At 58.0% G+C, this 12,899-nt stretch carries 12 protein-coding genes; 9 read left to right on the top strand and 3 right to left on the bottom strand.

Annotation, left to right across the window (positions count from 1 at the left end; all coding sequences use genetic code 11):
* The first annotated feature begins 17 nt into the window (after positions 1-17).
* The 7 genes from PM04_RS06310 to mnhG are packed head-to-tail and all read left to right on the top strand — an operon-like array spanning position 18 to position 5,774.
* Positions 18-2,279, top strand: coding sequence for a putative monovalent cation/H+ antiporter subunit A (locus tag PM04_RS06310; RefSeq protein WP_038004719.1), 2,262 nt, complete (start codon positions 18-20; stop codon positions 2,277-2,279).
* Positions 2,276-2,695, top strand: a complete 420-nt coding sequence (locus PM04_RS06305) for a Na+/H+ antiporter subunit B (RefSeq protein ID WP_038004717.1) — start codon at positions 2,276-2,278, stop codon at positions 2,693-2,695. Before PM04_RS06310 ends, PM04_RS06305 begins: the two co-directional genes overlap by 4 nt.
* Positions 2,695-3,078 (top strand): Na+/H+ antiporter subunit C, encoded by a 384-nt coding sequence (locus PM04_RS06300; RefSeq protein ID WP_038004715.1) that lies wholly within the window; start codon positions 2,695-2,697, stop codon positions 3,076-3,078. Before PM04_RS06305 ends, PM04_RS06300 begins: the two co-directional genes overlap by 1 nt.
* Positions 3,075-4,625, top strand: a complete 1,551-nt coding sequence (locus tag PM04_RS06295) for a Na+/H+ antiporter subunit D (RefSeq protein ID WP_081945932.1) — start codon at positions 3,075-3,077, stop codon at positions 4,623-4,625. Before PM04_RS06300 ends, PM04_RS06295 begins: the two co-directional genes overlap by 4 nt.
* The gene (locus PM04_RS06290; RefSeq protein ID WP_038004713.1) at positions 4,622-5,101 is read left to right on the top strand and encodes a Na+/H+ antiporter subunit E; all 480 of its coding nucleotides are present in this window, start codon (positions 4,622-4,624) and stop codon (positions 5,099-5,101) included. The genes PM04_RS06295 and PM04_RS06290 overlap by 4 nt, the downstream gene beginning before the upstream one ends.
* Positions 5,098-5,442, top strand: a complete 345-nt coding sequence (locus tag PM04_RS06285) for a monovalent cation/H+ antiporter complex subunit F (RefSeq protein ID WP_038004712.1) — start codon at positions 5,098-5,100, stop codon at positions 5,440-5,442. The genes PM04_RS06290 and PM04_RS06285 overlap by 4 nt, the downstream gene beginning before the upstream one ends.
* On the top strand, positions 5,439-5,774 hold the full coding sequence (mnhG, locus tag PM04_RS06280; protein WP_038004710.1) for a monovalent cation/H(+) antiporter subunit G: 336 nt from the start codon (positions 5,439-5,441) through the stop codon (positions 5,772-5,774). The genes PM04_RS06285 and mnhG overlap by 4 nt, the downstream gene beginning before the upstream one ends.
* 45 nt (positions 5,775-5,819) lie before the next feature.
* Here mnhG and PM04_RS06275 read toward each other — a convergent pair whose 3' ends face one another.
* From PM04_RS06275 to PM04_RS06265, 3 genes are all read right to left on the bottom strand, one after another.
* A complete protein-coding gene (locus tag PM04_RS06275; protein ID WP_038004708.1) occupies positions 5,820-6,983 on the bottom strand; it encodes a carbohydrate ABC transporter permease in 1,164 nt (387 codons plus the stop codon).
* A gap of 1 nt (position 6,984) precedes the next feature.
* Positions 6,985-8,004 (bottom strand): carbohydrate ABC transporter permease, encoded by a 1,020-nt coding sequence (locus PM04_RS06270; RefSeq protein WP_038004707.1) that lies wholly within the window; start codon positions 8,002-8,004, stop codon positions 6,985-6,987.
* Positions 8,005-8,070: 66 nt separating this feature from the next.
* On the bottom strand, positions 8,071-9,288 hold the full coding sequence (locus PM04_RS06265; RefSeq protein ID WP_038004705.1) for an ABC transporter substrate-binding protein: 1,218 nt from the start codon (positions 9,286-9,288) through the stop codon (positions 8,071-8,073).
* A gap of 186 nt (positions 9,289-9,474) precedes the next feature.
* Here PM04_RS06265 and PM04_RS06260 point away from each other — a divergent pair, with 186 nt between their 5' ends.
* Both PM04_RS06260 and acs read left to right on the top strand, forming a co-directional pair.
* Positions 9,475-10,467, top strand: coding sequence for an ester cyclase (locus PM04_RS06260; RefSeq protein ID WP_038004703.1), 993 nt, complete (start codon positions 9,475-9,477; stop codon positions 10,465-10,467).
* 488 nt (positions 10,468-10,955) lie between these two features.
* The gene (gene acs / locus PM04_RS06255) at positions 10,956-12,899 is read left to right on the top strand and encodes an acetate--CoA ligase (RefSeq protein ID WP_038004702.1); all 1,944 of its coding nucleotides are present in this window, start codon (positions 10,956-10,958) and stop codon (positions 12,897-12,899) included.

Genomic DNA, 12,899 nt, shown 5'->3' with positions numbered 1-12,899 from the left:
TACCAGGGGCGAGCGAAATGGCGGATACGGGACCACAGGTGCCAAGACTTTTTGGCGGGCCATCGGGCTGGATATCTGTGGCCGTGCCGCTGGTACTATTCATTTGGTTTTTGCAATTCATCCCCGCCATCGCCGCCGGGGAAACCTTGCGCTGGTCGATGGAATGGGTTCCGTCGCTTGACGTCGCGATCAGTTTTTGGCTCGACGGTCTTTCGCTGACGTTCGCGCTGTTGATCACCGGGATCGGAGCGTTGGTGACGCTTTATTCCGCGCAGTACTTGGGCACGCAGCCACAATACCCCCGGTTCATTTTGTTCCTGATGGCGTTCATGATCGGGATGCTCGGCCTTGTACTGGCGGACAACCTGCTCGCGCTCTTTGTGTTTTGGGAAGTCACGACGATCTCTAGCTATTTGCTGATCGGATATCTTGCCGATGAAGCCAAATCGCGCCGCTCCGCGCTACAAGCGCTTTTGGTGACGGGCACCGGCGGCCTCGCGTTCCTTGCCGGGATTGTGTTGATCGGCTTTGCGGCTGGCTCATTTGAGTTGTCAGAAATCCGAGAAGTTGAGTTGCGCGACCACCCGTGGATCGTCGCGATATCCATCTTGTTCCTCGCGGGTGCTTTCACCAAATCAGCGCAATTTCCGTTTCACTTCTGGCTCCCCAACGCGATGGCGGCCCCGACGCCGGTGTCGGCCTACCTACACTCCGCCACGATGGTCAAAGCGGGTATCTATTTGATGGCGCGGATGAACCCCACGCTGGGTGGTACGGATTTGTGGTTTTGGTCGCTCACGATTGCGGGCGGTTTCACAGCCGTTTTCGCGAGCATCCTTGCGATGCGGCAGTCCGATATCAAACAGGTGCTGGCCTATACGACCCTGATGGCGCTTGGCACGCTAACACTGTTTATCGGGGCGGGCACGAGTGCGGCCATCAAGGGCGCGATGCTCTTTTTGATCGTCCATTCCCTCTACAAAGCCGCACTGTTTTTGATGATCGGCATTGTGGATCACCGCACCGGCAGCCGAGAGGCTGAGGTCCTGTCTGGCCTTTCGCGCAAGATGCCCCTAACCGCGCTGGCCGCAGTCTTGGCTGCCTTGTCGATGGCGGGTATCCCGCCGCTGATCGGGTTTATCGGCAAAGAGTTTCTCTACAAGGCTGCGCTGAGCATGCCGACCGCGCAGCTTTGGATCACTGGCACCGCCTTTGCGGCCTCCGCGCTGATGTTTGCGGTGGGCGGTATTGTGGCTCTGCGCCCGTTTTTTGGCAAACTGGGTGACACGCCAAAGGCCCCGCGCGAAGGGCCCATCGCAATGCTGGTGGGTCCGCTGATCCTTGCGGGCCTTGGTCTTGCGCTTGGCGTGAATTCAGACTGGGCCGAAACACTTGTGCGCCCCGCAACTGCCGCCGTCTACGGCAGCCCCGTTGCTGTTGATCTATACCTCTACAAAGAGGTCAACGCCGCCCTGATCCTATCGCTTGTCACGTTCGCCACGGGCATTGTTCTCTATCTTGGCCACCGCCGCCTGCGCGCACGGCTGGCTAGTATCGAGAGCTGGAACCCCATCCACTTTGATCGCGGTTGGGACAGGTTCCTTGATGGCTTTGCGGCTTTTGCCAAGTGGCAGGCGCAAAAACTGCAACACGGGGTTTTGCGCCGCTACATCTTTGTGATCTTTGCGTTTTTGGGCGTGACAGTCGCCTATGCCATGTGGCTGCGCGATGCGTGGCAGGTCCAGTTTGATTTCACGGGCGTGGCTTTTCGCGATTGGGCGGTTCTGATCTTTATCACCGCAGGTGCCTTTGTCACCGCCACCGCAAATTCACGCATGACCGCAGTTGCAGCCCTTGGCGTGGTAGGGATTGGTGTCGCACTCATCTTTATCATGTTTGGCGCGCCAGACGTGGCCATCACCCAGTTGTTGGTTGAGACATTGGTCGTGGTTCTGGTCGCACTTGCGATGCTGAAACTGCCCTACCTCAACCCCAAGAAGATCGCCGAAATTCGCGGCTGGGACGCGCTGGTCGCGATCCTTGTGGGCACCACATCAGCCATTGTCCTACTGGCATCCATGGCCGAGCCGCTGGATCGCCGCCTTACGGATTACTTTGAGCTAACCTCATGGCCAGAAGCCTACGGCCGCAACGTCGTGAACGTCATCCTCGTGGATTTCCGCGCGCTCGACACCTTTGGTGAGATTGCAGTGGTCATGATCGCGGCATTGGGTGCCTTTGTCCTGCTGCGTGGTACGCCAAAAGGAGAAGAGAAATGAGTTCCCTAATCGTCAGAGCCGCCACCCGGCTGATGGTCGCGCTCCTGCTCATGTTTTCCATCTATATGCTTCTCCGCGGCCACAACGAGCCGGGGGGTGGCTTCATTGGCGGACTGATCGGCGCATCCGGCTTTGTGCTATATGCGATGGCCCATGGCTCGGCTGAAGCGCGGACTGCGCTTCGGATTGATCCCCTCGACATCGCGATGTCAGGCCTTGGGATTGCGTTGTTTGCTGGTGTTGCCTCCCTTTTCGATGGCGATGCGTTCTTCACAGGCCAGTGGATGTTCCTCGGCGCGACCGAGACCGAAAAGGGCCTGCCCCTTTCGACCGTTTTGATATTTGACGTGGGCGTTTACCTTGTGGTGCTGGGGTCCATCCTCGCCATGGTGCTCGCGCTGGAAGAGGAAGTCTGATGGAAAGTCTGATTGCCATCATGGTGGGTGTTCTGGTCGCCACGTCTGTCTATCTGATGATGGCGCGCAATGTGCTGCGGTTCATCTTTGGGCTGGTGTTGTTGTCCAACGCGGCTAACCTGACGATCTTTGCCGCCGGGGGACTGACCCCCGAAACGCCGCCGTTGATTGCAGAAGGCGCTGACACCGTGGTGGGCGCAGCTAATGCTCTGCCGCAGGCATTGGTGCTTACGGCCATCGTGATCGGGTTTGGCCTGTTCGCCTTTGCGCTGGCTCTGGTCTACCGCACGTATCAAAACCTAGGCACGCTCAATGCTGATGAAATGCGCATCGCTGAGCCGCGCTTTGAGAGCGAGACCAAAGCCGAGGAGACCTCGAAATGAGTTGGTACCTCGCCACCCCCATCATCCTGCCCTTCGCCACGGCGGTGCTGGCATTCTTGTTCCGCAACACGCCTGAGGGGCGCTATATTTCGGTCGCGGGGTCCTTTGGGACGCTGATCGCCGCCGTCATTCTGATGGGCCAAGTGCTGGATCAAGGTGTTGTGGCTGCACAAATGGGCGGCTGGCCTGCCCCCTTCGGCATCACGCTTGTGGCAGATTACCTGAGCGCTGTGATGGTCGTAATCACCGCGATCACCGGGCTCGCGGTCGCGATATATTCCATCGGGGACATTACCGAACGGATGGACCAGCTGGGCTTTCACGCGCTGTTTCAGGTGCTGATCGCGGGGGTAACGGGCGCATTTCTAACCGGCGACTTGTTCAACCTTTACGTCTGGTTTGAGGTCATGCTGATCTCGTCCTTCGGGCTTTTGGTGCTTGGTGGGTCCAAACAACAGCTGGACGCGGGCATTAAATACGTCACACTCAATCTGATTTCGACGATCCTGTTCCTGTCGGGCATTGGCCTGCTGTACGGCATGACCGGTACGCTGAACATGGCCGACCTTGCAGGCAGCGTGGACCGCATTCAGGACCAAGGCACCCTGACCGTCATCGCCACGATGTTCTTGATAGGTTTTGGCGTAAAGGCCGCCGTCTTTCCGCTGTTTTTCTGGCTGCCCGCATCCTATCACACCCCGTCCTTCGCAGTATCAGCGGTGTTTGCGGGGCTGCTGACCAAGGTCGGCGTTTACGCGCTGATCCGCATGTTCACGTTGGTGTTCGACACGGATGTCGCATTCACCCACACCCTGCTGTTATGGATCGCAGGCTTTACGATGGTGACCGGGGTTTTGGGGGCTGCCGCGCAAACTGATTTCCGCAAAATTCTGTCGTTCCACATCGTCAGCCAAATCGGCTACATGGTGCTGGGCCTGGCGCTGTTCACGCCACTGGCTTTGGTGGGCGCAGTGTTCTATCTGGTCCACCACATCATCGTAAAAGCGAACCTTTTCTTGATCGCGGGCGTAGCGCAGCGCATCTCGGGCAGCACAGAGCTGGGTGCAATTGGTGGTCTTTATAAGGGTGCTCCGTTCCTTGCGCTGTTGTTCCTGATCCCGGCTTTCTCGCTTGCGGGTTTCCCGCCGCTTTCGGGGTTCTGGGCCAAATATGTGTTGGTGAAAGCAGCCCTTGAGGTTGAAGGCTGGATCATCGCCGGTGTCGCATTGGCCGTGGGGCTACTGACGATTTACTCAATGACGAAAATCTGGGGCCAAGCCTTTTGGAAACCCCACCCCGAGGGATACGTGCCCACACTTGCGACCCTGCCAGCAGGCCAAAAGCTCGCGCTGATGACACCCATTACGGCACTTGCAATCATGACCGTGCTTATTGGCGTCTTCCCCCAACCTTTCGTCAGCTTTGCAGAAACCTCAGCGGCTCAACTCTTGGAGCCAACGGTCTATATTGAGACTGTATTGCGCCTGAACGCGCCGCTTGACGCCATAACCGCGCCTGCGACGGCCCTGCCGGAGGTCACACAATGAGCCTGTTTTTACTGAACCTAATTCTGGCCGTTTCATGGGCCGCGCTCACGGGCAACTTTACCCTACCGGGGCTGGCGGTGGGCACAGTGGTCGGCTTTGTCGCGCTGTGGGTTGCCTCACCACTATTCGAGGACAATGGCGGTGGCTATTTCAAGCGCGTGTTCAAGTGGGTCAAACTGATCGTGCTGTTCCATTGGGAACTAATCGTGAGTTCCATTTACGTAGTGTGGGATGTTCTCACCCCACGACACCGCGCCAAGCCCGGGGTCATTTGCGTGCCCCTAAAGGCCAAAGGCGAGGCCGAGGTGTTGCTGGTTACGAACCTTATCTCGCTTACGCCCGGCACGCTCAGCATGGACGTGACCGAGGATTGTAACACCCTCGTGGTACACGCAATGTTCGCCGACAATGCGGACCAAATCCGGGCCGACATTGAAAACGGAATGGAAAAATGGGTGCGGGAGGCGTTTGAATGACACCGCAAGAGTTCTTTGACTGGTCACTACATGCCAGCTTTATCATGGTGATGGTTGCCGTAGCCCTCGGGTTCATTCGCTTGATCAAGGGCCCATCACTGGCCGACCGGGTCGTCGCACTCGATTTGATGACAGTCCTAATCGTGGCCTTCTGCGGACTCTATGCGCTTTTGTCCGAAGTTCAGGCCTTTTTGGACGTGGCCATCGTGCTCGCGCTGATCGGCTTTTTGGCGACTGTCGCCTTTGCCCGCTTTATTGAGCGTAAAATCATCCGCGCCCAAGACACCAAATTGGCGCAAAGCCTGATGGATGAGCCCCCCGCCGAGGAGCCGAAGCCATGAGCCTAATCATCATATCAGTCCTACTGTTGCTTGGCGGCTTTTTCGCCTTTGTCGCAGCCCTCGGCATCGTCCGCTTGCCGGACGTCTTGATCCGCATGCATGCCTCAACCAAGGCGGGCACTTTGTCCTCTGGCCTGATCATGGCCGCAGTTGCGGTCTATTTCGGCGATACGCAGACGGTCGCAAAGTGCATTGCCATCGTTGTGTTCCTGCTGATCACAGCACCTGTGGGTGCGCATATGATCGGGCGCGCCGCATTCCGCGCGGGCGTTCCGTTGTGGGCACCGACTAAGGTTGAACACGGCGTGCGCCAGAAGCTCGGCATCGATTAATGCGTTTGGCTCCGGGCGAAAACCGCCTGGAGCCACACACGTTCTCTAGCCTTTCACAGCCCCTGCCGTCAGGCCGCTTACGATCTGGCGCTGGAACACCATTACCAACAAGAACAAGGGAGCCGTGATCGACACGGCCGCCGCGACAGCCTCCACCTGATCCGTGGTCGTCGTTTCGCGATTGAAATAGCCCGCAATCGCCGGGACCATCGTCTGGTTCGACGCGTCCAACAGCAGCGATGTCACCAAGAAGTCGTTATAGGCCAGCAAGAAGCTGAACAGTCCGGTCGTAATGACCCCCGGCCACATCACGGGCATAATCACCCAGCGAAATGCTTGAAAATGAGTGCAGCCGTCCACGCGCGCGCTTTCGTCCAGCTCCTCCGGGATGCTTTGAAAGAAGGACCGCAGCATCCAGATCGTGAAGGGTTGGTTGATCGACACCAACACCGCAATCACCGCCAAGGGCTGACCATAGAGCGTCGGTGCGTTTTCACCTAGGATCGGACGCAGCCATTCGGCGGAGTTGATGAAAAACGGCAAGTAGCCTGCCACCAAAACCGAGTGCGGCAGCGCGCGAAACACCAACGCCACGATCAAAATCCAAAACGCGAGGTTCGATCCTGACCGCGCCAAACCGTAACCCGCCAAGGTCCCAACCGTCAGCGAAACAGTCACAACCCCGGCCGTCACCAGTAGCGAGTTGTTGAAGTTTTGCCAAAAGGCGTTCTCGACCCAGACCGCATAGTAATGCTCGGTCGTTAGGCCCAAAATCGGTGTGCCCAGCGGACCAGCCACCGCATTCAGCGGGGCCAAAATCCACGGCAACACAACGAACAGACCCACGATCACCATAACGGCAAAGCCCGCACAGATGACCAGCCAGCTAAACACCCGTTGCAGGGTGCCCACCCCGGCGGCCATCGGCATCAACCACTTAACGGCCGCTTTGATCGACAGCCAAATGAATGCGACCCCCAAGGCCATGTCGATCAACGACAGCCCGTCGCCCTTGGCCAAAGTCTCTGGCCCGAAAATCACCTCAGCCGCAGAACTGGAAAAGGCATCAACCGGTGATTTGAAGCTCATGGCCAGAACCCAAAACAGCGGGAACGCCGCGAGCAAAAGCCAAAAGATCAAAAAGAGGTTCGAGGCCAGTTTAAGCCCGAACGGTTGGCGCATGGCGCGTGGAATGGCAGCGTCGCTCATGTCAGCCTCCCTTATGATCGCGCCATGTGCGGCGCAGTGGCAGAATAAGGATGAGCACAATCCCGATCATCGTCAGCATCGCGCTGGCCGATGCCCGGCTGATCGCGCGGTTGCCCGCATCATCCGGTTGCAACAGATCGTAAGTCAGCCATTGCAGCGTGATCCGTTGCGATTGCGACGAAAAGCCGACGACTTCTTCGAACGCCCGGTACGCATCCATCAAATGGATCAGCGTGATAAAGATGATCAACGGCATCAGGTGCGGAACGATCACATACCGCAACCGGTCCCAGCGCGACGCGCCATCGATAATCGCGCTTTCGAGGGTATCTTGGTTGACCGTTTGCAGGCCTGCGTAAAAGATCACAAAGGCAAAGGGGGCAACGTGCCAAACGCGGTAGAACATCATCAAAAACTCAACCGCCCAGCCATTCGCCGCGACCGAGATGTCGGTCATAAACAGCGCCTCTAGCCAGACCGTGACGATCCCGTCGCCGTAAAACAGCCACCGGATGGACAGCGCGCCAATCACGGGGGTGATGATGAATGGCAGCAACGACACAAAGATCACCGGTCCCTTTACCGCCTTGGTTGCGTTATTGACCACCACCGCGATTGCCAGCCCAAGGCCCAGCACGAAGGGCAGCGTGATCAGTGTGAACGTCAGCGTGAATCGCAACGCCTTCCAGAAATCGATCTGAAGGATATTGCCCCATGCGCCCGATGAGATCGCTTCGCCCACGCGGTCCAGCTCCAACACGTTGGCGTAGCTTTGCAGACCCACCCATTTGGTTGTTGTTTGGATCTTGCCGAAGTCATCAAGGATCGGGACTGTCTTGACCTCGGTCACGCAGGTCTGGGTCAAAAAGCCGGGCGTGCATGTCTCGACCTCGACCACTTCAACAATCGGCTGGGTGACTTGGAACGAATTCACAAGCACCGAGATCAGAGGTGCTGCGATGAACAAGAGCATCAAAAAGACGGACGGGCCGACGAACATCGCAAAGACTTTGGGCTTCATCGTCAGTCCTTCTTTTTCATGGTCCTGAGCGGGGCCCGCACGTCTGCGCGGGCCCCAAGATGGGGTTTACAGCAGGCCTGCTTCTTCGGCGGCTGTTTTGTAGGCATCCTCAACCGCGGTCAGTGCGTCCTCAGCAGACATCTCACCGGTGAAGAACGCGGGCAACACGTTGCCAAGAGCTGTGTGCATCAGACCCATTTGGCTGGTCGATGGGTACGGCGCAGGTGCGGGTGCTGCGGTCGCTGTGGCGATCGCGCCGGCGGCCATATCCGAAGGCTGGTAGCCGTTCACAAGCCAGATCGCCGCATCGTTGTTCGCTTGGACCATGTCCGTGGTTAGCCCTTCCATCGCCAGACGGAAGGCTGCATCAGCCTCTTCGTCCGAGATGTTAGCCGCGATCACAAGACCGTCCCACCACAGGGTCGTCGCTGGCGCGCCACCTGCCATCGCCAAAGGCGCTGCGGAGGAGCCGACTTTGCCCACAACCGAGCTTTCAGCGGCGTCGTTCATTGCACCACCGCGCGAGGCCCACAGATTCGCCATCGCGATTTTACCCTGTTGGAATTGCTGCTGCACGTATGTGCTGTCGGATACGAGGAACTCAGGGTCCATGTACACAGCCAGCTTCTGCATCATCTCAAGCGTGTTGATGCCCGCTTCGGAATTAACCATCGGCATGCTGTCGTCACCGTAAAAGGTGCCGCCAAAGCCGAGGAACATGTTGTTGAAATCCTGCGCGAGGTTCCAGCCGGACTTCATCGTGGCACCAAGTGGGTAGTCCACAACGCCTGCATCCTTGATCGCTTGGGCTGCCGCGAGCACATCGTCATAGGTTGCAGGAGCTTCCAGCCCAAGATCGGCAAAGATGTCCGAGCGGTACATCATGTGCTGCGTGTTCACCATCATGGCGATGGCCATGATCTGACCATCAACGCGGATCAATTGGTTGGGGCTGAGGTTTTGCCCGTATTTGGCAACCAGATCATCCAGCGGACGAATCGTGCCCTCATTCAGCAGTGGCGTAACGGTCCCGTTGGACACCCCACCGATGTGGTAAAGCGAAGGGTTCGCCGCAAAGGCTGCGGGCTGTTTGGTGCGGAACTCTTGGTCCAGTTCAGGCTCAAAGTTGCCACAGGCCGCCATTGCGTCTGTCACAGCCTTCCAAGCTTCGAAACCAGCCGTCAGCGACTTCAGGGGCACTGTGTTCTCATAGGAACAGGCCACTGCGGCACCACTGGCAAAGAGCGAGACCGCACCAGCGAGCGCGATTTTCTTAATAAACATTCGATGTCTCCCGTTGAACGTTGTCTATTTGGGGGTCTTCTTTTTCTGGCGTCTGCATTGCCACTGAGGGAAATAGGCTCCTTGAGCCGACTAACATCACAGCAAAATGCATACGATTGCAAAATAAGCTAGATTCTTGAAACGCCCTTTGGCAAGGCTTTTCTGACAAACACGCAAAGGTGTCCCATGCTGAACTACCGCAATGCCCTTCGTCCCGCGCTCAACACGCTGTTCACCTGCCCACAATCTGAGCTTGAAGCCGCCAGTGCCGTCATCGCACCGGAGGTCATTTGGGACATGTGTGCCCCCGTAAATCGGCTTGAGGGGCGTGAGGCTGTGGTTGAGCAGGTGATCATGCCTCTGCGCCATGCGCTTACCGGGCTGCACCGCCGAGATGAAATTTTCATCGGGGGCGACAATATTCGTGCGCCGGGCGGGCAATGGGTCGGCGCGGTCAGCCATTATGTCGGCACCTTCAATGCACCGCTGTGGGGCATTCCGCCCAGCAACCGGCTGGTATTCTTGCGGGCAGGTGAATTTTACCGGGTCGAGAACGGCCGCATCACTGAGGCCAAGGTTATCATCGACCTGATCGACCTGATGCGTCAGGCGGGCCTAAAGCCCATTCCGTTCGAACTTGGAACGGAAATGCTCTTTCCCGGCCCTGCGACCCATGATGGTGTCTGCCCGACAACGGGCGACGGCGCGCGGTCGCTCGACATTGTGCAAGCGATGTTGGGCGCACTGCATGTCTATGACCCCGAAACCTTTGGCTCGGACAATCAAACCGGCCAAGGGGGACTATGGGCCAAGGATATGTTCTGGTACGGGCCCGGCGGCATTGGATCGAACTTTCAGTGGGAAGGTTTTGTTAAAGACCACCGTGCCCCGTTCCTAAATGCCTTCCCAGATCGCCAGGGCGGCAATCACTACTGCCGGATCGGCGATGGGCCCTACGCGGCGGTCTCCGGCTGGCCCTCTATGACGATGACCCATGCAGGCCCCTACTTGGGTGTTCCCGCAACCGGCAAAGCCCTGACGCTGCGCGTGATGGATTTCTACCGCTGCACCCAGACACAAATCGCTGAAAACTGGGTCCTGCTCGACTACGTGGACCTCTTGAGCCAGATGGGGGTCGATGTGATCGCCGCCGCAAACCACGCCCGCGCAACAATCTGAGTCGCTGGGGTGTCAATTTTTCGTTAACTTGCCCTGCGACATGCTGGCACGGCCCACTTGACGCCACAGCGTGCCACGCACTGCCGCGGCTTTTTGGGCCTGCGACGGCCTGTCACCTTTGATCCGAAAATAGACTGATTTCGCTCAGTAAAACTGGGTACTGCTCAGAAATTTACAAATCCGGCGGTATTTTCTGAAACTTTCTTTACAGAAAAAGCGCGCAATTACGCCACATTGCGAAATCTTTCACCGCGTAGTGTAAAGTAAAGCAGTCGTCAGGGTGATGGGCCCTTTTTACCCACCACTCTTTTATATGGCGTTAGATGCAGCTGCGTGGTGGGAGCCACAGGGGCAGACGCATCAGACGTTTTTCGGGAGGATCCAGAGGATCTTTGGCAATGCCGTCCCACAGTCCACCTTGGGCTGTGAACGCAGAAGGTGTGCCCAGATCTCTGTCCCCTCCTCCGAAGCAAGAGAGGGAAGGCGAGATGCCTAAAGACATTCATAATACTCCGCCACTGCTGGCCGGTGCGCACGCGGATACAGAAACTTACAATGCCATGTACGAAGCCTCGATCTCGGACCCTGAAGGGTTCTGGGCAGAGCACGGCAAGCGCATTGATTGGATCAAGCCCTTTACCAAGGTCAAAGACACCTCCTTTGCCCACGATGATGTGCATGTGAAATGGTTTGAAGACGGCACGCTGAACGTGGCCGAAAACTGCATCGACCGTCACCTCGCGACTCGCGGCGATCAAACCGCGATCATCTTTGAACCCGATGATCCGAATGAACCCGCTCAGAACATCACCTACCAACAGCTCTCTGATGAAGTTGGTAAATTCGCGAACGTCCTCAAGGACCTTGGCGTCAAGCAAGGCGATCGGGTGGTTCTGTACCTTCCCATGATCCCGGCTGCCGCCTACGCGATGCTCGCCTGTGCCCGCCTCGGCGCGGTCCACTCTGTTGTTTTCGCGGGCTTCTCCCCTGACGCGCTTGCCTCGCGGATCAACGACTCGGGCGCAAAAATTGTCATCACCTCCGATGGCGCGCCGCGCGGTGGCCGTGTCACCGACCTTAAGGGCAACGTCGACAAGGCGCTGTTGCATTGCGACGATCACGTCAAATGTCTGGTGGTCAAGCGGACCGGCCAACAAGTGACGTGGCAGGAAAACCGCGACATCTGGTACGATGAACTGGCCGCGTCCGCCTCGACCTTCTGCCACGCCGCAGAAGTCGGCGCAGAGGACCCATTGTTCATCCTCTATACCTCGGGCTCCACAGGCAAACCCAAGGGCGTCGTCCACACGTCCGGCGGTTACCTCGTGTATGCGGGCATGACGCACCAATACACCTTTGATTACCAAGAGAACGACGTTTTCTGGTGCACCGCTGACGTAGGCTGGGTCACGGGCCACAGCTACATCGTCTACGGCCCCCTCGTGAACGGCGCGACAACCGTGATGTTCGAAGGCGTGCCTACCTATCCCGACGCGGGCCGCTTCTGGGCTGTGTGCGAAAAGCATAAGGTGAACCAATTCTACACCGCGCCCACAGCGATCCGTCTTTTGATGGGCCAATCGGATGATTTCGTCACCAAGTACGACCTGAGCGACCTTAAGGTCCTTGGCTCGGTGGGTGAGCCGATCAACCCCGAGGCTTGGAACTGGTACAATGAGGTCGTCGGCAAGGGCAAATGCCCCATCGTCGATACCTTCTGGCAGACCGAAACCGGCGGCCACCTGATCACTGCGCTTCCCGGCGCAACCAAGCTCAAGCCCGGCGCGGCCACCAAGCCGTTCTTTGGGGTGCAGCCCGTGATCCTTGACCCACAATCGGGCGAAGAGATCACCACCGTAGAAGCCGAAGGCGTGTTGTGCATGAAAGACGCATGGCCCGGCATCATGCGGACCCTTTGGGGAGATGCAGATCGCTTCGTGTCGGCCTACTTTGCGGACTACAAAGGCTACTACTTCACTGGGGACGGCTGCCGCCGTGACGCCGATGGCGACTACTGGATCACCGGCCGCGTCGATGACGTGATCAACGTATCCGGTCACCGCATGGGCACCGCCGAAGTCGAAAGCGCATTGGTCGCCCACGAAAAGGTGGCCGAGGCTGCCGTGGTTGGTTACCCGCACGAACTGAAGGGCCAAGGCATCTATTGCTACGTCACCCTGATGTCCGATGCCGATCCTTCGGACGAACTGGTCAAAGAGCTGCAAGCATGGGTCCGCAAGGAAATCGGCCCCATCGCAAAGCCCGACGTGATCCAGTGGGCCCCCGGCCTGCCGAAAACCCGCTCCGGTAAAATCATGCGCCGTATCCTGCGCAAGATCGCCGAGAATGAGGTTGACGGTCTAGGCGACACATCCACCCTGGCCGATCCGTCCGTCGTTGACGACCTGATCGCAAACCGCGCGGTGAAGTGA

The sequence above is a fragment of the Thalassobacter sp. 16PALIMAR09 genome, assembly GCF_000765485.1.
Classification (GTDB): domain Bacteria; phylum Pseudomonadota; class Alphaproteobacteria; order Rhodobacterales; family Rhodobacteraceae; genus Thalassobacter; species Thalassobacter stenotrophicus.
The sequence above is the reverse complement of the archived record's forward strand: the minus strand, read 5'-3'. Positions and strand labels throughout refer to the sequence as shown.

Bases quoted from the DNA above. Each gene is read 5' to 3' on its own strand.
- PM04_RS06310 (WP_038004719.1), top strand. From the start codon at position 18: ATGGCGGATACGGGACCACAGGTGCCAAGACTTTTTGGCGGGCCATCG.
- PM04_RS06305 (WP_038004717.1), top strand. From the start codon at position 2,276: ATGAGTTCCCTAATCGTCAGAGCCGCCACCCGGCTGATGGTCGCGCTC.
- PM04_RS06300 (WP_038004715.1), top strand. From the start codon at position 2,695: ATGGAAAGTCTGATTGCCATCATGGTGGGTGTTCTGGTCGCCACGTCT.
- PM04_RS06295 (WP_081945932.1), top strand. From the start codon at position 3,075: ATGAGTTGGTACCTCGCCACCCCCATCATCCTGCCCTTCGCCACGGCG.
- PM04_RS06290 (WP_038004713.1), top strand. From the start codon at position 4,622: ATGAGCCTGTTTTTACTGAACCTAATTCTGGCCGTTTCATGGGCCGCG.
- PM04_RS06285 (WP_038004712.1), top strand. From the start codon at position 5,098: ATGACACCGCAAGAGTTCTTTGACTGGTCACTACATGCCAGCTTTATC.
- mnhG (WP_038004710.1), top strand. From the start codon at position 5,439: ATGAGCCTAATCATCATATCAGTCCTACTGTTGCTTGGCGGCTTTTTC.
- PM04_RS06275 (WP_038004708.1), bottom strand. From the start codon at position 6,983: ATGAGCGACGCTGCCATTCCACGCGCCATGCGCCAACCGTTCGGGCTT.
- PM04_RS06270 (WP_038004707.1), bottom strand. From the start codon at position 8,004: ATGAAGCCCAAAGTCTTTGCGATGTTCGTCGGCCCGTCCGTCTTTTTG.
- PM04_RS06265 (WP_038004705.1), bottom strand. From the start codon at position 9,288: ATGTTTATTAAGAAAATCGCGCTCGCTGGTGCGGTCTCGCTCTTTGCC.
- PM04_RS06260 (WP_038004703.1), top strand. From the start codon at position 9,475: ATGCTGAACTACCGCAATGCCCTTCGTCCCGCGCTCAACACGCTGTTC.
- acs (WP_038004702.1), top strand. From the start codon at position 10,956: ATGCCTAAAGACATTCATAATACTCCGCCACTGCTGGCCGGTGCGCAC.